Origin of the sequence: Sessilibacter corallicola, from assembly GCF_021290925.1 — a bacterium.
Classification (GTDB): Bacteria; Pseudomonadota; Gammaproteobacteria; order Pseudomonadales; family Cellvibrionaceae; genus Sessilibacter; species Sessilibacter corallicola.
Genome location: NZ_JAJSLX010000002.1, coordinates 1462462 through 1483924 on the forward strand (window position 1 = coordinate 1462462; position 21463 = coordinate 1483924).

The 21463-nt window shown below is 43.9% G+C and carries 16 protein-coding genes and 1 other RNA gene; 15 read left to right on the forward strand and 2 right to left on the reverse strand.

Annotated features, from left to right (window positions below; translation table 11 throughout):
• Positions 1-44: 44 nt before the first annotated feature.
• The 7 genes from LU361_RS13635 (at position 45) to LU361_RS13665 (ending at position 10715) form a co-directional block, all read left to right on the forward strand.
• The gene (locus tag LU361_RS13635; RefSeq protein WP_233089384.1) at positions 45-1565 is read left to right on the forward strand and encodes a hypothetical protein; all 1521 of its coding nucleotides are present in this window, start codon (positions 45-47) and stop codon (positions 1563-1565) included.
• A gap of 690 nt (positions 1566-2255) precedes the next feature.
• Positions 2256-2927, forward strand: a complete 672-nt coding sequence (locus tag LU361_RS13640; RefSeq protein ID WP_233089385.1) for a GntR family transcriptional regulator — start codon at positions 2256-2258, stop codon at positions 2925-2927.
• A gap of 7 nt (positions 2928-2934) precedes the next feature.
• On the forward strand, positions 2935-3813 hold the full coding sequence (gene prpB / locus LU361_RS13645) for a methylisocitrate lyase (protein ID WP_233089386.1): 879 nt from the start codon (positions 2935-2937) through the stop codon (positions 3811-3813).
• 92 nt (positions 3814-3905) lie between these two features.
• Positions 3906-5033, forward strand: a complete 1128-nt coding sequence (prpC, locus tag LU361_RS13650) for a bifunctional 2-methylcitrate synthase/citrate synthase (protein WP_233089387.1) — start codon at positions 3906-3908, stop codon at positions 5031-5033.
• A gap of 188 nt (positions 5034-5221) precedes the next feature.
• Positions 5222-7825, forward strand: coding sequence for a Fe/S-dependent 2-methylisocitrate dehydratase AcnD (gene acnD / locus LU361_RS13655; RefSeq protein ID WP_233089388.1), 2604 nt, complete (start codon positions 5222-5224; stop codon positions 7823-7825).
• Between the two features lie 224 nt (positions 7826-8049).
• Positions 8050-9228, forward strand: a complete 1179-nt coding sequence (gene prpF / locus LU361_RS13660; RefSeq protein ID WP_233089389.1) for a 2-methylaconitate cis-trans isomerase PrpF — start codon at positions 8050-8052, stop codon at positions 9226-9228.
• Between the two features lie 1031 nt (positions 9229-10259).
• Positions 10260-10715, forward strand: a complete 456-nt coding sequence (locus LU361_RS13665) for a YHS domain-containing (seleno)protein (protein WP_233089390.1) — start codon at positions 10260-10262, stop codon at positions 10713-10715.
• 134 nt (positions 10716-10849) lie between these two features.
• Here the strand turns inward: LU361_RS13665 and LU361_RS13670 are convergent, their stop codons facing one another.
• Together LU361_RS13670 and LU361_RS13675 are read right to left on the reverse strand one after the other, a co-directional pair.
• Positions 10850-11809, reverse strand: coding sequence for an AEC family transporter (locus LU361_RS13670; RefSeq protein ID WP_233089391.1), 960 nt, complete (start codon positions 11807-11809; stop codon positions 10850-10852).
• Between the two features lie 307 nt (positions 11810-12116).
• The gene (locus tag LU361_RS13675) at positions 12117-12950 is read right to left on the reverse strand and encodes a 6-carboxytetrahydropterin synthase (RefSeq protein WP_233089392.1); all 834 of its coding nucleotides are present in this window, start codon (positions 12948-12950) and stop codon (positions 12117-12119) included.
• A 416-nt stretch (positions 12951-13366) separates the two neighbouring features.
• On the opposite strand from LU361_RS13675, the gene ffs reads away from it, so the two are divergent.
• The 8 genes from ffs to hisS all read left to right on the forward strand — a co-directional run bounded on the left by ffs (position 13367) and on the right by hisS (position 21385).
• Positions 13367-13463: signal recognition particle sRNA small type (ffs, locus tag LU361_RS13680), an RNA gene on the forward strand.
• 255 nt (positions 13464-13718) lie between these two features.
• Complete coding sequence (locus LU361_RS13685; RefSeq protein ID WP_233089393.1) at positions 13719-14870, forward strand: IscS subfamily cysteine desulfurase; 1152 nt, start codon at positions 13719-13721, stop codon at positions 14868-14870.
• Between the two features lie 250 nt (positions 14871-15120).
• Entirely contained in the window at positions 15121-15546 is a 426-nt protein-coding gene (gene ndk, locus LU361_RS13690; protein WP_233089394.1) for a nucleoside-diphosphate kinase, read from the forward strand.
• A gap of 43 nt (positions 15547-15589) precedes the next feature.
• The gene (gene rlmN / locus LU361_RS13695; protein WP_233089395.1) at positions 15590-16753 is read left to right on the forward strand and encodes a dual-specificity RNA methyltransferase RlmN; all 1164 of its coding nucleotides are present in this window, start codon (positions 15590-15592) and stop codon (positions 16751-16753) included.
• Between the two features lie 224 nt (positions 16754-16977).
• Positions 16978-17751 carry a type IV pilus biogenesis/stability protein PilW gene (gene pilW / locus LU361_RS13700; protein WP_233089396.1) on the forward strand — a complete coding sequence of 258 codons (774 nt, stop codon included), beginning with the start codon at positions 16978-16980 and terminating at the stop codon, positions 17749-17751.
• Complete coding sequence (locus LU361_RS13705) at positions 17744-18871, forward strand: helix-turn-helix domain-containing protein (protein ID WP_233089397.1); 1128 nt, start codon at positions 17744-17746, stop codon at positions 18869-18871. Before pilW ends, LU361_RS13705 begins: the two co-directional genes overlap by 8 nt.
• A gap of 35 nt (positions 18872-18906) precedes the next feature.
• The gene (gene ispG / locus LU361_RS13710) at positions 18907-20016 is read left to right on the forward strand and encodes a flavodoxin-dependent (E)-4-hydroxy-3-methylbut-2-enyl-diphosphate synthase (protein ID WP_233089398.1); all 1110 of its coding nucleotides are present in this window, start codon (positions 18907-18909) and stop codon (positions 20014-20016) included.
• A gap of 88 nt (positions 20017-20104) precedes the next feature.
• Positions 20105-21385, forward strand: a complete 1281-nt coding sequence (gene hisS / locus LU361_RS13715; RefSeq protein WP_233089399.1) for a histidine--tRNA ligase — start codon at positions 20105-20107, stop codon at positions 21383-21385.
• Positions 21386-21463: the final 78 nt, after the last annotated feature.

Here is a 21463-nt window from a genome sequence, read left to right on the forward strand (position 1 = left end):
ATCATACAAATTTTTTGTTGTAAGCCCTAGGCGTAGTTTAAGAAATGATCAGTAAACCCGAAATTGCCATCAAAGAAGCCACCACAGACCAAATTGTTGATCGTCTTATATTGGATATGCTCCAGCGGTTTTATACGCACGGCGTGAATGTTGAGATTGATCAGAAAATCCAACTGGCTTGGCAGACCTTGCGCGGCGTTGAGTTTTTACCCAGAACAGTAACGCCAACCTATTTGCGTGGGTTTCCGGGGCAGGGCAAAACCACCAGTTATCGAGTTGCGGCACAAGCGGTAGCGGAGTTAATTGGTTTGCAGTTTGTGATGAATCCCAGTGACGATTTTGTCCCCACCGGCAAAGAGTTGTTGTTTGTTGTGCAGGAATTATCGGGCCAGGTTTCAGCGGTGGATTTTGGTGGTATTCCAAACGTGCAGCAATTTCGAACGCAATCGGGCATCGAACAACCGTTTATGACCAAAGTTGCCAACAAACGCTTAGCCGCGTTGCAATACGCCGGTGCCTCGGTGCTGTTGTTGGATGATTTCTCCAACGCTTCAGCCAACATTCAAAACGTGGCGTTATCGATTCTGACTGAAAATCGCTTTCAAGGCTTAAATTTGGGCAATACGTTGGTGGGTGCGACCGGTAACCTCGGCACCAGCGATGGTACTCATGTAAGTGCTACCTCAAATGCGATTGTAACGCGAGTTGCTAACTTTTTAGTTTCCGATACGGTAGAACACTGGGTAACTCGAACGTGTCAGGAATTTTCTGATGAAGTGGGTGATGGCGGTATTGCCGGATTTTTAACGCGTTACCCGGATTTATTTCATATGCCGAAGCGCAGCCGTGACGGTGTGCCTTATCCGTGCCCACGTTCGTGGACATTGTTTGTGCCTAAATTGCGAGAAATTTTATTTTCTCATCGACAATTAAAAGCACAAAATCCGCAAACGCCGTTTCCGTTTGATGAACTTGAATTTGAAGCCGCTGGATTTTTGGGGTTAGAAGTCGCCAATAAGCTCGCCAGTTATTATTTATCGTTTATGCAATCCAGTGATCCGTTGGCACAAGAACTGGTTGATAGCGGTGAATGGTCTGAATCTTCGCGGGAATCGTTTAAAAAACAATACGCGCGCGGCTACGCTGCCATCTCGCAACAATTTGGTTATCAATTTATGACCGCTGTTGCCGATTACGTCGCCAAAGCGTTTCTCGCCGACTTACCCGAAAAACAGCATTGGCAAAAAATCGCAAAAGCCTTGGCAGAAGGTCTTTATGGTGAGCGTATTGATCACGCGCTAATTTGCTACGGTGCCAATTATTTTGCCCTGCGAATTATTTTATTAGCCCGAGCAATGGATATTGATACCCAAGAAATAGGTGAGCTCGACGATAAAGGTCGCCCTAATCTTAATGAAAGCTTTGTTTTATTGCTGGCGCAAACGATGGCAGATATGCCCATTGCTAACGAATTGTTGGAATCGGGTGAAAATGGCAGAAGCGTACGTTTAATGGATGAAACCTTCTGCCAAATTGTCAGTAACTTTAAGGGTTATGGGTTGTAGATGCTCATTCATTCTTAATAAGTCACTTCGAGTTACTCTCTTTTTTTAAACACTTTTCTTTTTCAGGTGTAAGTGTAAGCCCCTCGAAATATAACAATGGGATTGTGTGGCTCACTATTCCATCGAGGAATGGATTCCGAATGATGCGTTGGCTGTAGAATTTTGGTGTCGTTTACGTATCGGAATCAAGGAGGGCGTTTCAAGCCGTTCGTTCTTTCTATCCATCTTTCTATCTCTTCTCTCCAACTCTTTCAATAATCTTGAATTCCTATTATGGCTTTCGCCATTGTCATGCTCCTTCTTCTTAACATTGTCGACATTCTATTCAGTATTGGTTCTTGCGGTGGGGTTTTTGTCAAAATTGTCGACACTTTTTTGTAACTATAATTAAATATGGGCTTAGATTAAGGTCTAATATTAAAAAGTGTAGACAATATTGGCTCTTGGGCGTAGTATTTAGCGCATGGAGTCACAGTTGAGAAGCATTCTGTCGACAATCTTGGTGTTTCTGAGTTGTTTAAGACATGAATGTTTAGTTGGGCTTCATAGATATGTCTACAAATTATTAAAACGATAAAAAAGCTTGGCTGGGCGAAAATAAATCACTGCTTAGTGTTTGGTTGGATTCAATGTTGTTTTGTTGAATGATTGGCAATATGTATTTTGTGAAACCTAATTTAGAGCTAATCAATGGCAATTACTGATAACGCAACACCCGAAAACACGTTGGCAAGCAATATTACCCAAACTTTGCGCGATGCAATTGTCTGCGGTGATATTGAGCCGGGCAGTAAACTGAGCGAGCCTAAACTCGCGAAAGAATACAACGTCAGTCGTGGTCCTCTGCGTGAGGCCATCCGCCGATTAGAGAGCATGAAGTTGGTTAAATATGTTCCACACGGCGGAGCGCGAGTAATTACTTTAGAGTTGCCTCAGGTGATTGAGATTTATCACATCCGTGAGGCGCTTGAAGGTAAAGCTGCGGCACTGGCGGCGAGAAATATTGATAACGAAGGCATCAGCAAATTAAAAGAATTACTGGTGATTGCTGAAAATCATATGGCAGCAACCGGCGGAGCTTACATTCAAGCAGAAGCCGACATTGATTTTCATTACTGTGTTATTCAAGCCAGCGGTAATCAAATGTTAATTCACACACTGTGCGAAGAACTTTATTACTTGGTGAGAATGTATCGGTATAAATCCAGTTTGCAGCCTTCGCGTTCCTCGCAAGCGTTTAAAGAACATCAATTGTTATTTCAAGCGCTTGAACAAAAGGACGAACAACTCGCCGAATTAATTATGCGCAAACATATTGTGCGTGCCCGTGAAAACATTGAACAGCAATTGTTAAATAATTGAGAGCCCTATGATGAAAACGCCCGGTACTCGGTTTCGCGAAGCACTCGCGGAAAGTAAACCTTTACAGATTGTTGGAACGATAAACGCCTACGCAGCACTGATGGCAGACCGCATTGGTCACAAAGCCATTTATTTGTCTGGCGGTGGTGTTGCTAATGCGTCTTACGGTTTGCCTGATCTTGGTATGACTTCTTTAAACGATGTATTAGTCGATGTTCGCCGTATCACTTCCGCGACAGACGTTCCTTTATTGGTTGATATCGATACCGGTTGGGGTGGTGCATTTAACATCTCTAAAACCATTAAAGATATGATCAAAGCCGGCGCGGCAGCGGTTCATATTGAAGACCAAGTAGCGCAAAAGCGTTGTGGTCACCGTCCAAATAAAGAGTGTGTTTCTAAAGAAGAAATGTGCGATCGAATTAAAGCAGCGGCAGACGCTAAATTCGATGACTCATTCTTTTTAATGGCGCGTACCGATTCATTCGCAGCCGAAGGTCTTGACGCTGCTATCGAACGTGCACAAGCCTATGTTGAAGCCGGTGCAGACGGCATTTTCGCTGAAGCAGTTAATGAAAAAGAGCATTACGAAGCGTTCCGCGAAGCCTTGGATGTACCTATTCTTGCCAACATTACCGAATTCGGTAAAACCCCGTTGTACAACTGTTCTGAGTTGGCAGAGTGGGGTGCTGATATGGTGCTTTATCCACTGTCAGCTTTCCGTGCAATGAATAAAGCGGCTGAGTCGGTTTATCGCTCTTTGCTAGCCGAAGGCGATCAAAAGAGCCAAATCGACAACATGCAAACTCGCATGGACTTGTACGATTATCTTGGTTACCACGACTACGAGCAAAAGCTCGATGAGTTGTTCGCAAAGAATAAATAATAATTAAAGTTCTGGTTGAACGATAAAAAATTCAACCAGAATAAAGCAATTGAATCCTAGACGATTTAGCAAACTTAACGGAGTCTTAAATCATGGCGCAGAAAAAATTAGAAGGCGCAGGCTTGCGCGGTCAAGTCGCTGGCAAGACCGCTATTTGTACAGTTGCAGCCCTGGGTCACACTGGCCTGACTTATTACGGATACGAAGTTGAAGATCTAGCAGAAAATTGTGAGTTCGAAGAAGTTGCATATCTTCTGTTTAACGGTGAATTACCAAACGCGACTCAGCTTGAAGAATACAAAGCAAAATTGGCAGACAAGCGTGATTTACCAACTGCTTTAAAAGAAGTTCTAGAACGCATTCCTGCAAGCGCTCACCCAATGGACGTATTGCGTACCGGTGTTTCAATGTTAGGTAACCTTGAAACCGAAGCAAGTTTTGCTGAGCAAAGCGAACACGCTGATCGTTTGTTAGCTGCGCTACCAAGCATCATTTGTTACTGGTACCGCTTCAGCCACGACGGTGTTCGTGTTGACTTAAATACCGGTGCAAAATCCATTGGTGGTCACTTCTTGCATTTATTGCATGGCAAAGCGCCAAGCGAATTGCACGAAAAAGTCATGCACATCTCGCTAATTCTTTACGCAGAGCATGAATTCAACGCATCTACCTTTACTGCTCGTGTATGTGCATCTACGTTGTCTGATTACCACAGTTGTATTACTGGTGCGATCGGTAGCTTGCGTGGTCCTTTGCATGGCGGTGCGAACGAAGCTGCAATGGACATGATCGAGAATTGGAAATCTGCTGAAGAAGCGGAAAAAGAAATTCTTGGTAAGCTTGAGCGCAAAGAAAAAATTATGGGCTTTGGTCACGCGGTTTACACCGAGTCTGACCCACGTAACACCGTAATTAAAGAATGGTCTAAAGAGCTTTCTCAAGATGCTCCTGACGATACTTTGTACCAAGTATCTTTGCGTTGTGAAGAAGTTATGTGGCGCGAGAAAAAATTATTCTGTAACGCCGATTTCTTCCATGCTTCAACTTACTTCTACATGGGAATTCCAACCAAATTGTTCACGCCGATTTTTGTAATGTCGCGTACCACCGGTTGGTCAGCTCACGTATTTGAGCAACGTGCGGACAACCGTATTATTCGTCCGAACGCTGAATACACAGGCCCAGGTTCTCGTAAAGTAGCACCAATTTCTGAGCGTTAATTGGTCTTAAAAGGTGGCTCATTAGAGTCACCTTTTTTAATGTATCTTTTAGCTAGATCACTTTTTATTAAGTCGTTTTATCGGTTTTGAAAGAGTTAGAATTTATTTCAAAATAAAAAATTCATTGATTTCGAAATACGTTTTAAACCTATTAACGCCTGATTAGTAAGATTAGAGATTCCCTCAGTATGAATACCGATTACAAAAAATCTTTACCAGGAACTTCGTTGGAGTACTTCGATACTCGCGAAGCCATTGAGGCCATTTCACCTGGAGCTTACGCAAAGCTCCCTTACACTTCCCGTGTTTTAGCCGAGCAATTGGTTCGAAAGTGCAATCCAGAAGCTTTAACCGATTCTCTAAAACAAATTATCGGTTTTAAACGCGACTTGGATTTCCCTTGGTATCCAGCGCGCGTTGTTTGTCACGATATTCTCGGTCAAACGGCATTGGTTGACTTAGCCGGTTTACGCGATGCCATTGCCGATCAAGGCGGTGATCCATCTAAAGTAAACCCTGTTGTGCCAACGCAATTAATTGTTGACCACTCTTTGGCGGTGGAACACCCAGGTTTCGATCCTGAAGCGTTCGAGAAAAACCGTGCGGTAGAAGATCGTCGCAACGAAGACCGTTTTCACTTTATTGAGTGGACCAAAACTGCGTTCAAAAACGTTGATGTGATTCCTGCCGGTAACGGCATCATGCACCAAATTAATTTGGAAAAAATGTCGCCCGTGATTCAAGCACGTGACGGCGTTGCTTATCCAGATACTTGCGTTGGTACCGACAGTCACACGCCGCACGTTGATGCTTTGGGTGTGATTGCAATTGGTGTCGGTGGCCTTGAAGCAGAAACCGTTATGTTGGGTCGTCCATCTATGATGCGTCTCCCAGACATCGTGGGTGTGAAATTAGTTGGTCAGCGTAACCCTGGTATTACTGCAACAGACATCGTGCTTGCCATTACCGAATTTTTACGAAAAGAACGTGTAGTTTCTTCTTACTTAGAGTTCTTTGGTGAAGGCGCGAAAAGTTTAACCATTGGTGACCGCGCTACCATTTCAAACATGACACCAGAATTTGGTGCCTCTGCTGGTCTGTTCTACATCGATGAACAAACCATTGATTATTTGAAATTAACCGGCCGTGAAGCTGAACAAGTTGAGCTTGTTGAGAATTACGCAAAAACCACCGGTTTATGGGCTGATGATCTAGAAAACGTTGAATACGAACGTGTTCTAGAATTTGATTTATCGACCGTTGTTCGCAACATGGCAGGTCCATCTAACCCGCATCGTCGTTTACCAACCACTGCATTGGCAGAGCGCGGTATTGCTGTTGATTTAGAAAAAGCGAAAGCAGAAGAAGCCGAAGGTAAATTGCCTGATGGCGCTGTCATTATCGCGGCAATTACATCGTGTACAAATACCAGTAACCCACGCAACGTTGTTGCCGCAGGTTTGGTTGCGAAAAAAGCCAACGAATTGGGCTTGGTTCGTAAGCCTTGGGTGAAATCTTCATTCGCACCAGGTTCTAAAGTTGCACGCTTGTATTTGGAAGAGTCTGGTTTATTGCCTGAGTTAGAAAAACTCGGTTTTGGTATTGTCGCTTATGCGTGTACTACGTGTAACGGTATGAGCGGTGCGCTTGATCCAAAAATCCAGCAAGAAATTATTGATCGCGATTTGTATTCAACGGCTGTTCTTTCGGGTAACCGTAACTTTGATGGTCGAATTCACCCATACGCAAAACAAGCATTCTTAGCTTCACCACCGTTGGTTGTTGCTTATGCTATTGCCGGTACCGTTCGCTTTGATATTGAAAAAGACGTGCTTGGTGTTGTCGACGGTAAAGAGATTACCTTGAAAGACTTGTGGCCAAGTGACGAAGAAATTGACGCTATCGTTAAAGAGTCGGTTAAGCCTGAACAATTCAACCAAGTTTACATTCCAATGTTTGATTTGGGTGCGGTTGAAGAAGCGGAAAGCCCACTTTACGACTGGCGACCACAAAGTACGTATATTCGTCGTCCACCGTATTGGGAAGGTGCCCTTGCTGGTGAACGTACACTAAAAGGTATGCGTCCGTTAGCGGTACTCCCAGACAACATTACGACTGACCATTTGTCACCGTCGAATGCGATTTTGGCAAGCAGTGCTGCCGGTGAATACCTAGCAAAAATGGGCTTGCCGGAAGAAGACTTTAACTCTTACGCGACTCACCGTGGTGATCACTTAACGGCTCAACGTGCAACGCTTGCGAATCCAAAACTGTTGAACGAAATGTGTTTGGATGAGAGCGGCGAAGTAAAACAAGGTTCGCTTGCGCGTATTGAACCAGAAGGTGAAGTGGTTCGCATGTGGGAAGCGATTGAAACCTACATGGATCGCAAACAACCGCTCATTATTGTTGCCGGTGCTGATTACGGTCAGGGTTCTTCTCGTGACTGGGCTGCAAAAGGTGTTCGCCTTGCTGGTGTTGAAGCCATTGCTGCTGAAGGTTTCGAGCGTATTCACAGAACTAACTTGGTTGGAATGGGCGTGTTACCACTTGAATTTAAAGCTGGAACCACCCGTAAAACATTGGAAATTGATGGCACAGAAACCTACGACGTAAAAGGTGATCTGGCGCCAGGTGCGGAATTAACATTAGTCATTCATCGCAAAAACGGCGACGTTACCGAAGTACCGGTCACTTGCCGATTGGATACCGCAGAAGAAGTACATGTGTACTCAGCGGGCGGCGTTTTACAGCGCTTTGCGAAAGACTTTTTAGAAAAAGATACTGCCTAAGCCTTTCCGCGGCCTTCGGGTCGCGGGTTTTTCTTTTTGTGTTCTATCTGTAAAAGCTCAAAGAAAAGTAACTATTTTAATGATCAATGACTGCTTTTCTTTGCGTTTTTAAGTGTTAAAAAATTCTATTTTTTCTTCTGATTAATTGTTATCTCTTCAGATTGTCCAACATTAATCGCAATTCAATTCATTATTGTCGCTTTTTATCAAATTAGGAATCTTCAATGTCTCAAGTGCCTCAGATAAAAATTCCAGCTACCTATATGCGTGGTGGTACCAGTAAAGGGGTATTTTTTAATTTAACAGATTTACCAGAAGCGGCTCAGGTTCCTGGTTCTGTTCGCGATTCAGTATTGCTGCGTGTCATTGGTAGCCCAGATCCTTACGGCAAACAAATTGATGGTATGGGTGGTGCAACATCCAGTACCAGTAAAACCGTCATTTTAAGTAAAAGTACTCAACCCAATCACGATGTCGATTATTTATTCGGCCAGGTGTCCATTGATAAAGCTTTTGTTGATTGGAGCGGTAACTGCGGAAACTTATCTTGCGCAGTAGGTGCTTTTGCGATTACCAACGGATTGGTCGACGCCGACAAAATTCCTGAAAACGGTATCGCCACGGTTTGCATCTGGCAGGCCAACATCAAAAAAACCATCATTGCACAAATTCCTATTACCAACGGTGAAGTACAAGAAACTGGGGATTTTGTTCTCGATGGTGTGACGTTCCCAGCAGCAGAAGTGCAAGTTGAGTTTTTAGATCCTGCTGATGGCGAAGGCTCTATGTTTCCTACCGGAAATCTGATTGATGATCTTGATGTGCCTGGTATTGGTACGTTGAGTGTGACCATGATTAACGCAGGTATTCCAACAATCTTTGTTAATGCAGAAGCCATTGGTTACAAAGGTACTGAATTACAAGATGACATTAATAATGACGCGGCTGCTTTGGAAATGTTCGAAACAATCCGAGCGCACGGTGCCATTAAGATGGGTTTAATCACTGATCTTGAAGAAGCTAAAACTCGCCAGCACACACCTAAAATTGCGTTCGTTGCTCCACCGATGAACTACACCGCTTCCAGTGGTAAAACGGTTAATGCTGACGATGTCGATTTGTTGGTTCGAGCACTGTCAATGGGTAAGCTTCATCACGCTATGATGGGCACCGCTGCGGTGGCAATCGCGACTGCTGCAGCCATTCCGGGCACGTTAGTCAACTTAGCTGCTGGTGGTGGTGAGCGAAACTCAGTTCGCTTTGGTCATCCTTCTGGCACGTTAAAAGTTGGTGCTGAGGCGGAAATAGCTAATGGTGAGTGGACTGCCACCAAAGCGATTATGAGCCGAAGTGCAAGAGTGTTAATGGAAGGCTGGGTAAGAATACCGGGCGATAGCTTCTAATTTCTTTTGTTTATACACGTCAAATATTTACGATTTAACTCCGGGGATTCTATCTCTGTTAGTTGGCAGCTTTGCTGCCAACACTTTTTATTTATTTCCAGAACTTAATCTCTATTTCCCTCATATCTTTTTTCTATCTATTCTTTAAAGTTCCAAGTACGCGCTTTGTTATTTAACGGACTCGTTAAATAGTCATTTGTTTAAATGCTAAATCCACTTTTTAAAAACTTCCTATCGTATTGAGTTGTGCTTAATAAATGACTCTTTATTTAAACATTAATGCGACTTGATTTTTGTCAGAAAATGGCTCTTAAAAATCAAAGTATACTATTTGAGCTTGGGGTTAATTTTTCATCACAATGGTTGTAATTTGCGAAATTTAAGTGTTCGAATTGTGAGCGAAGATAAAAAGTCTCACTTTGAGTTTCTTAATTTTGTGATATAGCTCTTATTTTTCCAAATTTGTTCACACATTCAATTTTTCAACAAATACGATATTTTTTAGGTTGTGATTATAATATTGGCACCTGATTAGTTCTTTTCTACTGAAAATATATTCGTAGGTGGCTCTTTTAGGCAGTTATTTCGCCAAATAGAGCTAAAGGTATACAAAAAGTAATATTAAACGTTTTTACTAAATTAACTTATGTAAAAGTTCCATAGATTACTTTTATGCAGTGTGTGTTATCGGGTATTTTTCAATTTTGATCGCTCATTAAATATTGTAGATGTGATTTATCGAAATTCTTTCGTGATAGTTAATTTAAGAAATAGCCTTTTAAATTTCTGAATTAGTGAAGAACTTCTTTTGGTTGATCCACTCTCACAATTCGATGTATTGACTATTAAGTTGAATTCGACGGTTAAAAGCAAAGGTATTAATTTCCGGCTTTTTATATGGCGCTTGTTTGGGGCGATGAAGTTTTTATTTTCTATGTAAACTGCTTGGAAGTTTGGGGTTTCAGGGGCGTCAACTTCTTTTGATGCACAATAAATTTAAAAATTAATTATAAATTATCGTGGAGACTAACATGTTAGCTCGAATTTTAGCTGTAATTACCTTACTTTTCGCAGTACAAGCTGCTGCGACAGAACAATATTATTCACACAAAACTCGCGGTGCAGCAAAAGGTGCGGACGTTGTTGCCTATTTTGGATTAGAGCCTGGAGCCCCAGCGGTTATGGGTTCAGAAACGATTACTTATGAGTGGGGCGGTGCAACTTGGCGTTTCGCAAACAATGAAAACCGCCAAAAATTTATTGATAACCCAGAAAAATACGTTCCTCAATTTGGTGGTTACTGCGCTTTTGCTGTTGCGAAAGGTTTTACTGCACCACCACGTCCAGACAGCTGGACCATTGTTGAAGATAAACTTTACTTAAATAACAACCCTGTTTCTCACAAAATTTGGTTGGGTAAACTCGACGCACAAATCGAAAAAGGTTTGTCTAACTGGCCAAGTGCTTTAAATAAGCCTAGCCTATAAGTATCTTTTTCTACGGCTTCAAATAAAAAGCAGGGTTTATTAAGCCCTGCTTTTTTGTGTGTGGATTTCTATTTTTTAATTTTTAGGTGGCTGCTCAGTAGGATTTCAGTTATCTGAAAAATCGATTATCAACATTACATCAACTGATGTTGACGTAATATTGCGGTGCCGATACTTGTCGTTATTAATGAAAATATCGTCGTAATCACAATAATGTTGGCTGCCAGTGTGGAGTTGCCACCGAGAACTTTGGTCATTACGAATGTTACAGACGCCGAAGGTGCGCAAGTCATTAGAAAAATAATCCCAAGTTCTACGCCATTAAAGCCAAGTAAGTAAGCTCCAGTGGTAATGGCTGTGGGAATAATCAGTAATTTCGCCACCGATGCAATTACGGCGCTGCCAAATTCGTTATTAATTTTTAAATTTAAGCTCGCGCCTGCGCATAGCAGTGCGACAGGCAGTGTCATTTGGGCAAAGTATTTTCCCGATTGTATCGCAAAATCTGGCAATGGAATCGACAATGCATTAATAGTGAGGGCTGCGGTAATTGCCATAATTAACGGGTTGGTCGCAAGGGCTTTAAAAAACTGTGAAACTCCCCCAGCGTTATTTTTCTCAGATTGGCCCCATCGGGTTAGGGTAATAATGGCCAATACGTTGTAGGTGATTGTGACGAATGCCAGAAAAATTGCGGCTGCTGGAAAGGCTGCATCACCATAAGCGTTAACGCAATACGCTAACCCAACAATCCCCATGTTCGATCGAAACGATCCTTGAATAACAACGCCTCGATCAGAGGGAACTTTAACAATTTTAGGGATAATTATTTCCAATAACAGGTAAACAATAATCGTGGAAATAACCCCGTAAGCGACCAGGCTAACGCTTTTGTCCAAATGAATGTCTGCGCTAACAATGCTGACAAATAAAAGTGCCGGTAATGTAATATTGAAGACTAGTTTGCTACCGGTATTAATAAAGTCTTCTTTGATAAATTCTATTTTTGCTAAAAGCGCTCCAATTGCGATAACAACGCAGATGGGTGCTGTTACTCCCAACGCAAATTCAATGCTGGCTAGGCTGTTAACCATGTTACTTCCTTTATTCGTGTCTTGCGTGCGCAGCTGTGGCAGTCGCTTTTGTTGTTTCTGGATGTCGGCAAACACTAAGACGAGGCGGGTTCTAATATCTTGAATTGCGTCGCTTAATCAATGGTGTACAAAAAATTCAAGCGAACTCTATCAGTGGGCCTAGAAAAAAAGCAAGGCTACCGATAATGGAAGCTTATCGATAGGTAAGGTTTTGTTTATACAAAAAACAAGGTGAAGTGAGGCGAGGTTTGCAATCGTGTAGTTTGTTATCGTTGGTTGAGTGGCTTCATCCATTGCGTGTTATGCGTTAGCAAATGTAAATAGCCCCTTTACCGATACCTTCGAACGCTTTTACTTTTATTTCATCTTGCGGGTTTTGCTGTTTCAGCGTGCAAGCAATGTGTTTGGCAATTTGCTCAACGGTAGTATCCGTGTCCACGATGTAGCACCAGTGTTTGGGTAACTGCAGCGTAAATTTGCCTTGCTCTGCTTGGTAAGAAAACTGAATCTGAGCGTCGCTTTCAGAAATAATATCTTCTTTGGTGCCGACATAAATATCGCTCCAACGTTGGCACCATTGACGTTCAAGGTCAAAATCACGAATACCGTTTTTAGAGATGTTAATGGTGGAGCGATGGCCGTGGGCAATACGTTGGCAGTTGCCGTCGTGCTTTTTGAGTCCGTGACTGTAGTGATAAGAGTAGCCTGAAATAACTTCTGGATTAAATTCAATATCCAATTGCGATACTGAATTTGGCATCAACTTTTTCGCTTGATCAGCACACCAGTGGGCGACCGACTGAGGTGTGATTTCAACGGCATCAATTAACGTAATGGCAGATTCAGGGACTGAAAGTGTCATTTCGCCGCGCTGGGATTTCCAACTTAATTCAATGTAAGCGTCGTTAAGCTGATACGATAGACAAGGCGATTGACTCGGTACCAGCAATTTATGATCTAGGGTTAAATCCAACCATTGGCGAAAGGTTTTTTTCACAATACCGAAGTCGCACACCATGCTGTTTTGATCAAGCGCACCTTGTAAGCCAAAATCGGCCAGCCAGGTTTCTCCCACCAGACCGCGTTTGGGATCTAGATAGCTGAAATCGACATTGGTAAGTTGATCTACAAATAAGTACATAAAAACAGTGGTTTTAGCGTTAGGTAATAAACAAGGGTATGGACCGAACAGGGCGCGAATAGTACCAAGACTTTCACGTAAAAGCCTAATCTAACTTTATGTGTTTGGGTTCTTGTTTGCCCACAAGGAATGGATCGGCGATGTTATTTCTCAGTTTTTACTGAAAATATTTTTGAATGATCGATTTGTTTTCATTGAATGAAAAGTTTGGCGCATTGTTTTGGTTGTATTGTGTAGCGGTGATGGGTTTGTTGTTGGCCAAATACTTACTTGTTTTTGAGCAAAGCTCTCTATTTGTGAACAGTTTGTTTTTTTTCTATTCAAAAGAGAAAAAACTCATGAAAAAGGTCAAAGTAGTGGCTTGCATTGTCCAGTGAAAATCACCATAATGCGCCGCTCAACGCAATGGTGGTCCTCTCCGGTCCCCTCGCAATGATTAGCTGCGAACCCCGCCAGGCCCGGAAGGGAGCAACGGTAGTAGTGAGTTCATGTGCCGAGGTGTGGCTGGTTAGGACCGCCACCCAATTCTCAGTTCTTGCCAGACAATTCTTATATCTCTCTTCTCTGTTAACATCTATTTCTGTTAATGCACCGTCGATTGTGTTTATTAGTAAAAACATGATGAATTAATCATTCAAGTCGTCGTCAAACAAGCTCGATGATTGTTCTCGCCATTTGGTGTTACGCAATCACTTATTTTTGATGAAACCGACGGGTGTTCTTTCGTAATCTCGTCAGTACTTGAAACTTGCCATTGCGACACCGTTTATGACTAAACCGATTTATTTGGACTACGCCGCCACCACACCTGTTGATCCACGCGTTGCTGAAGCAATGTGCAATTGTTTAACGATGGATGGAAATTTCGCAAACCCGGCTTCTCGAAGCCATATGTTTGGCTGGCAAGCAGAGGCCTCCGTTGAAAACGCTCGGCGCCAGGTTGCTGATTTGATTCAAGCGGATACTCGCGAAATAGTGTGGACAAGCGGTGCAACCGAAGCCAATAACTTGGCCATCAAAGGTTACGCGCTGAACCACAAGGACGAAGGCAAGCACCTTATTACGTCTCAGGCGGAGCACAAAGCTGTATTGGATTGCTTTGAATGGTTGGAAGGCGAAGGTTTTGAGGTTACTTATTTAAAGCCGAACGCGCAGGGCGTAATCAGTGCGTCGTCGGTTGCATCGGCGCTCAGAGACGACACCATTCTTGTTTCTTTAATGCACGTCAACAATGAGCTAGGCGTGATTAATGATATTGCCGAAATAGGTAAGTTGTTGGAGAGTAAATCCTGTTGTTTTCATGTGGATGCGGCGCAAAGTGCCGGAAAACTCGAAATCGACGTTAAATCTATGTCCATCGATATGCTGTCGATGTGCGCCCATAAAGTATACGGTCCCAAAGGCGTTGGTGCGCTTTATGTTCGCCGTCGGCCGCCACTGCAAATTAAAGCACTCATTCACGGCGGCGGTCATGAGCGCGGTATGCGATCGGGTACCCTGCCGACCCATCAAATTGTTGGAATGGGGGAGTCATTTGCTGTGGCAGCGGCGGATATGAAAGCTGATCACGCAAAAATTTCAGCTCTGTCTTCCAGGTTTCTTAGCGAAGTATTGAAAATCGATGGTGTTTCGTTGAATGGGCGCGGCGCACAATCTGTACCTAATATTGCCAACTTGGCGTTCGCGGGCTTTGAAGCGGATCGATTGATGATGGTGTTTAAAGACCTTGCTGTTGCGTCTGGTTCTGCATGCACTTCGGCAAGTTTAGATCCCTCTCATGTGTTACGAGCGATTGGTTTGTCCGATCAAGATGCGCATGGTTGCTTGCGAATCAGCTTTGGTCGCTTCACCACAGAGCAAGAGATTGACCGAGCGATTGAGATTATTCGTGAAGGCATTTGCAAGCTTAAAAAGTTGTAACTCAAGTCAGCTAATCACGCTTATCAACGCTGTTGGGCTCGGTTTACGTCACAAACGTAGGCAAGGGCTCAGATAGTGCGTATAATCCGCGATCTTTTTGGATTTGATCAAAAATAGAGCTAAATTTACACAAATGTTGCTTCGGGATATTCCTTCTTTTGTTCGATAAAATCGAGCAGCTGAAGTGTTCATCGTTTCGGGCAATTTTTGTATATCTTATCCCTGCTTCTTGAATATTTTGGAGAATTAAATGGCAGTTGAAAAAACGTTGTCGATTATCAAACCTGATGCTGTTGCTAAAAACGCTATCGGAGAAATCAACGCGCGTTTCGAAAAGGCGGGTCTACAAATTGTCGGCATGAAAATGATCAAGCTTGACGACGAAAAAGCTGGCGGTTTCTACGCTGAGCACAAAGAGCGTCCGTTCTACCCAGCGCTTGTTGAGTTCATGACTTCTGGTCCTGTTGTTGTACAAGTTCTTAAAGGCGAAAATGCTATCGCTGCTAACCGTGAATTGATGGGTGCTACCAATCCTAAAGAAGCGGCTGCTGGAACCATCCGCGCTGATTTCGCTGAGTCTATCGACGCAAACGCTGTTCACGGTTCTGATTCTCCAGCGTCTGCTGAGCGTGAAGTTGCTTACTTCTTCTCTGAAGAAGAACTTTGCGAGCGTTAATTAAACGCGCGACTTTCGTATATTGATACCCAGGCCCTTGCTGATGACTGATACTTTCGAAACACCAACCACTGGCGATAACAACCAAAAAGTCAATTTGATGGGAATGTCTCCTAACAAGTTGAAAGCATGGTTTGCAGAAATTGGTGAAAAGCCATTCCGAGCGACCCAATTATTAAAATGGGTTCACCAGCTTGGCGTGACTGATTTTGAAGAAATGACCAACATCAGTAAGGGGCTTCGCAATAAACTCGCTGAGCTTGCGGTTATTGAGCCGCCGAAAGTCATCGAGCAGTTCGACTCTAAAGATGGAACCCGTAAGTTTCTGATTCAAGCCAGCGGTGGCAGTGCCATCGAAACGGTTTTTATCCCGGACGGCGAGCGTGGAACACTGTGTGTTTCTTCTCAGGTAGGTTGTTCTTTAGATTGCAGTTTCTGCGCGACCGGTAAGCAAGGGTTTAATCGTGACCTTACCGCTGCGGAAATTATTGGTCAGGTTTTTATTGCTGCAAAATCTTTTGGTCAGTTAGAAGTAAAAGGTCCGCGTAAAGTAACCAATGTGGTACTGATGGGAATGGGCGAGCCATTGCTCAATTTCGATAACGTTGTCGATGCCATACACTTAATGATGGACGATAACGCTTACGGAATCTCTAAGCGGCGCGTGACTTTGAGCACCTCTGGCGTTGTGCCTGCTTTAGATCGTCTCGGTGAATACACGGATGCCTGTCTGGCGATTTCGTTGCACGCACCCAACGACGAGCTGCGAAATCAGTTGGTACCCATCAATAAAAAATACCCAATTGCCCAGCTTCTGGACAGTGCCAAGCGCTATATTCAAGGGCTACCCGATACTCATCGCAAAATTACCATCGAATACACGCTAATCGATCACGTGAATGATCGCCCTGAGCACGCCTATGAATTGGCGGAACTGCTGCGTGAAGTCCCGGTAAAAATTAATCTTATTCCGTTTAACCCGTTTTCGCTGTCCAACTACAAGCGGGTTAGCAACAATGCGCTGCATCGATTTAAAGACATTCTGATGGCAGCCGGTTACACAACCACAGTAAGAACAACACGTGGCGATGATATTGATGCCGCCTGCGGTCAGTTGGCTGGCAGTGTGAACGATAAAACTCGCCGACAAGAGCGCTATCTCGCAAAAGCAGGGCAAGAACCGGTGAGAATTATTCCCTTCGCCTAAGTGTTCCAAAATAATGTGTCAGCGTGCTATTAGTGTTCCCTAATTTGAATAGCACGAATTTTGGGCTAATTCGGACATTATCGCCTATTTATAAAAATAATTAGGGCAGAAGTTATCAATAATTCAAGGAATTGAGTCTACACCCATTGCTACTGCGTACAGTCTTGTTAAAGTCGCACCTACGATTGTTTATTTGAAGTCGATAGATGAAAAGGGAAGCACTTGTGAGCAACACATCTGTTCAATGCAGCGCATTTGTGATTTTACTGTCGTTTTTTTTGAGTGGCTGCGTGACCACAACGACCAGTAGCAGTGATGCCGTAGTCGATAAAGAAAAAGCGCTTGAAACCCGCATACAGCTCACGTTGGGCTATATCAGCCAGGGAAGTCGAGATTCCGCCCGAATCAACCTCAATAAAGCTCGCGACTTAAATCCGAACGATCCTCGCGTTAACAACGCTGCTGCGCTTCTGTATCAGTTAGAAGGGGAGCCGGAGCAGGCGGAATCGCAATTCAAATTAGCTCTGAAAAAATCACCTGAATTTTCCTCTGCCCGCAATAATTACGGAGTATTTTTGTCGAGTCATGGTCGAAACCAAGAGGCTTACGACCAGTTTGAGCAGGCCTCCAGTAATTTGGAGTATGATCGCCGCGATGTGGCCTTGACCAATTTAGGACAAGCGTCTTTAAAATTGGGTTTGCCAGAAAAAGCGAAAGCGAGTTTTGAGCATGCAGTACGTTTGAATTCTCGTTCTGGAACGCCACTTTTAGAGTTGGCTGAATTGGAGTTTAAAGACAGAAATTATTCTGCGGCGAAGTCGTATTTGGATCGCTATGCCAGAGTCGCCAAGCAAAATCCAAGAGCACTTTGGTTAGGAATTCGACTGGAAAGAATTTTCGGCAACAAAGATCAAGAGGCAAGCCTAGCCTTAGCCTTAAAAAATTTGTACCCTTACTCGGCAGAGTACCTAGAATATAAGCGTCTGTTGGATGAATAATGTAGCACTGAATCAACAAACTGATGACGAGCAAAGCGGCGAAGAATCCGTAGCGGATAATGTCGTTGCAATAGGCAGTTTGTTGTCCCAAGCTCGCGAAGCGCTCGGAGTTTCTCTGGAGCGGGTCGCCGATGAACTCAAAATTCCCGAATCTAAATTGCACGCGCTCGAAACTGAGCAGTACGAAAAATTAGCCTCTCCCACCTTTGTCAAAGGTTATCTGCGCACCTACAGCCGTTATCTAAATCTGAATGTCGATGACATTGTGCGTCGATACGATCACATCAGTGGCGATTCCGAAACCGCAGCCCCAGAAGCCAAGCCGGTTTCTCGATTAGAACCCATTGAAAAACCGTTCCCTGAGTTGCGTTGGCCGTTAGCTATTGGTGCTGTGGTTCTGTTGTTGATTGCGGGCTACATTCTGTGGGGTGATAATCTCCGTGCTTGGGCATTTGGTGCGCCGAGCGATGAGGCCGTGATCGAAACCACAGATAGCTCAGTTGGTGCAAATACTCAATCTACAGTCGACGAAGTGGTTGTAGACCCTCTGGTTGCCAATGCCTCTTCTGTGCCTTCCTCGGTAGATGCTCTTGATTCAGTAGATTCTCTTGATAGTGCGCCAGACAGCGCTCAATTCGACAATCAGCAGCTCAGCAATAACCAAGTCAGCAGCAACCAAAATAACCAAGCGATTACAGAAAATTCAGACTCAGGCGCTCGCCTTGTTGATGGCTCTGCAGAGAGTGTCGGCAGCAGTGATAATTCACTCGAAAGCCCTGTGATTGCGTCAGATACAGTTAATGTAATTTCTAATGAGTCTCAGGTAAGTGTTGCTGCGACAACAGAAACTTTACCTGCTAATACCGCGTTTACCTCTTCACAAGATACTTTAACTTTTAGCTTTACCGGTGATTGCTGGCTCGAAGTCAGAGATGCCAACGGTGATGTTTTAGTGTCTCGCGTTGCTAACTCCGGCCAATCGGTTGAAGTAAATGGTCAGTCTCCATTTGCGATTAGGCTAGGAAATGCGAGAGTGGTATCCTTGCTTCATAATGGTGAAACAGTAGCGATCAATCCTATTGCTGGTCGCAACACACTTCGTCTTCAAGTTGGCCAATAATTAGGCCCATCAAACATAATCACTCAGAGTTTACTATGCAGTTCCAATCTCCGATTGTTCGACGCAAATCGCGCCAGATAATGGTGGGCGATGTCCCAGTGGGTGGTGATGCTCCTATTTCTATTCAGAGCATGACCAACACAGAAACGACGGATGTAGAAGCAACAGTCGGTCAAATTAAAAGAATTCAGGATGCAGGCGCCGATATTGTTCGAGTTTCTGTGCCTTCATTAGATGCTGCGGAAGCGTTTGGGGAAATTCGCAAACAAGTGGATATTCCGCTCGTTGCCGATATTCATTTCGATTACCGCATTGCACTGCGCGTTGCTGATTTGGGCGTTGATTGTTTGCGTATCAACCCCGGTAACATCGGTCGTGAAAAGCGTATCCAGGCTGTCGTTGAGAAAGCTAAAGACAAAAATATCCCCATTCGAATTGGCGTTAATGCCGGTTCTCTAGAGAAAGATATCCAAAAGAAATACGGCGAGCCCACGCCTGATGCACTGGTTGAATCAGCGATGCGTCACGTTGAATTCCTAGATCGTTACGATTTCCAGGATTTTAAAGTGTCGGTAAAAGCATCCGATGTTTTTATGGCCGTTGCTGCCTACCGTAAACTTGCCACTCAAATTGAGCAACCGCTGCATTTAGGCATCACCGAAGCCGGTGGTTTGCGCGGTGGAACCGTGAAATCCGCAGTTGGTTTGGGGGCGCTGTTAATGGACGGCATCGGTGATACCTTGCGTATTTCACTCGCTGCCGATCCCGTGGAAGAGGTTAAGGTTGGCTGGGACTTATTAAAAAGTTTAAGGCTCAGAACCAAAGGCATTAATTTTATCGCTTGCCCGAGTTGTTCTCGTCAAAACTTCGACGTAATTAAAACCATGAACGAGCTTGAAGTGCGCTTGGAAGATATCACCACACCTCTCGATGTGGCAGTTATTGGCTGCGTAGTGAATGGTCCGGGCGAAGCAAAAGAAGCCGATATTGGCTTGGCGGGTGGTCAGCCAAACTTAATTTACGTTGGCGGTGATCCTGATTCAAAGCTAACCAATGAGAATTTAGTCGATAATTTGGAAAAAATGATTCGTACGCGCGCGAAAGACAAGCAAGTCGAATTGGATCAGTTAATCGCTAAAAGCTAATATTATCTGTATTCGCAGAATACATTCTTCATTGCCGACGATTTTCGGTGATGGCAGCACTGATTAAAGAATAACGTTAGGAAAAACATTGAGTAAAATACAATCTGTTAAAGGCATGAACGACCTTTTGCCGGGGGATTCTGCTACCTGGCAATACCTGGAAAGCAAAATACAGCGCGTTTTCGAGTCATACGGTTATCGCCTTATTCGTTTCCCAATTCTGGAAAAAACAGAGCTTTTTAAGCGATCTATTGGTGAAGTAACCGATATCGTCGAAAAAGAAATGTACACGTTCGATGACTTAGATGGCACCAGTTTAACGTTGCGCCCAGAGGGAACCGCCGCTTGTGTTCGCGCCTGTGAGCAGAACGGTTTGTTGTACAATCAAACGCAAAAACTCTGGTATTTCGGTCCGATGTTCCGTCACGAACGCCCCCAAAAAGGCCGTTTGCGTCAATTCCATCAGTTTGGCGTAGAGGTGTTTGGTTTCAACGGTCCTGACATCGACGTTGAAATTCTCGCTATGACCGCACGTTTGTGGCGTGAATTGGGTGTTTCTGATTGTATTACGTTGGAGCTTAACAGCATTGGCAGTTTGGAATCCCGAGCCAACTACAAAGCGGCACTGGTTGAGTATTTGAGCCAATTTAAAGAACAGCTCGATGATGACAGCAAGCGCCGATTAACCACCAACCCTTTGCGTATTTTGGACAGTAAAAATCCAGAAACCCAAGTATTGCTCAATGATGCGCCAAATTTAATGGATTATCTCGATGACGACAGCAAAGAGCACTTCGAGAGTTTGTGCACTCTGCTTGATTCGTTAGGTATTTCATACAAAATCAATCCGCGTTTGGTGCGTGGGTTGGATTACTACAACAAAACCGTCTTTGAGTGGGTGACCGATAAGTTGGGTGCTCAGGGCACTGTCTGTGCTGGCGGTCGTTACGACGGTTTAACCAAGCAGCTGGGTGGTCGTGAAACGCCAGCAGTTGGTTTTGGTATGGGCGCAGAGCGCTTGGTTCTTTTATTAGAAGAATTGAATCTTGTACCCAAAGGCTTAGATCAGCAGGCTGAGGTTTATCTTGTTGCTGCCGGTAAAGTTGATGAATTCACCATGAAGCTCTCTGAGCAGTTGCGCGATGAGTTACCGTCTTTAAAACTCTTGAACAACAGTGGCGGTGGCAGCTTTAAGAGTCAAATGAAAAAAGCTGATAAATCAGGTGCCGATTGGGCTCTGATTGTTGGCGAAAATGAAGTCGCAAATAATCAAGTTGGCTTCAAAAGTTTGCGTCAGGCGTCCGAACAGGAATTTCTGCCGGTCAGTGAAGTCGTAGAAAAGCTTAAAAGTTTAATAAAAGTACATTAATTAATAATAAATACTCCCGAAATCAATCGCTTATCGCTAGAATAGCGAGCTGGTTTTTATGGCTGCATCGAGTGTATT

Coding starts and splice junctions, on each gene's coding strand:
- LU361_RS13635 (WP_233089384.1), top strand. CDS start 45: ATGATCAGTAAACCCGAAATTGCCATCAAAGAAGCCACCACAGACCAA.
- LU361_RS13640 (WP_233089385.1), top strand. CDS start 2,256: ATGGCAATTACTGATAACGCAACACCCGAAAACACGTTGGCAAGCAAT.
- prpB (WP_233089386.1), top strand. CDS start 2,935: ATGATGAAAACGCCCGGTACTCGGTTTCGCGAAGCACTCGCGGAAAGT.
- prpC (WP_233089387.1), top strand. CDS start 3,906: ATGGCGCAGAAAAAATTAGAAGGCGCAGGCTTGCGCGGTCAAGTCGCT.
- acnD (WP_233089388.1), top strand. CDS start 5,222: ATGAATACCGATTACAAAAAATCTTTACCAGGAACTTCGTTGGAGTAC.
- prpF (WP_233089389.1), top strand. CDS start 8,050: ATGTCTCAAGTGCCTCAGATAAAAATTCCAGCTACCTATATGCGTGGT.
- LU361_RS13665 (WP_233089390.1), top strand. CDS start 10,260: ATGTTAGCTCGAATTTTAGCTGTAATTACCTTACTTTTCGCAGTACAA.
- LU361_RS13670 (WP_233089391.1), bottom strand. CDS start 11,809: ATGGTTAACAGCCTAGCCAGCATTGAATTTGCGTTGGGAGTAACAGCA.
- LU361_RS13675 (WP_233089392.1), bottom strand. CDS start 12,950: ATGTACTTATTTGTAGATCAACTTACCAATGTCGATTTCAGCTATCTA.
- LU361_RS13685 (WP_233089393.1), top strand. CDS start 13,719: ATGACTAAACCGATTTATTTGGACTACGCCGCCACCACACCTGTTGAT.
- ndk (WP_233089394.1), top strand. CDS start 15,121: ATGGCAGTTGAAAAAACGTTGTCGATTATCAAACCTGATGCTGTTGCT.
- rlmN (WP_233089395.1), top strand. CDS start 15,590: ATGACTGATACTTTCGAAACACCAACCACTGGCGATAACAACCAAAAA.
- LU361_RS13705 (WP_233089397.1), top strand. CDS start 17,744: ATGAATAATGTAGCACTGAATCAACAAACTGATGACGAGCAAAGCGGC.
- ispG (WP_233089398.1), top strand. CDS start 18,907: ATGCAGTTCCAATCTCCGATTGTTCGACGCAAATCGCGCCAGATAATG.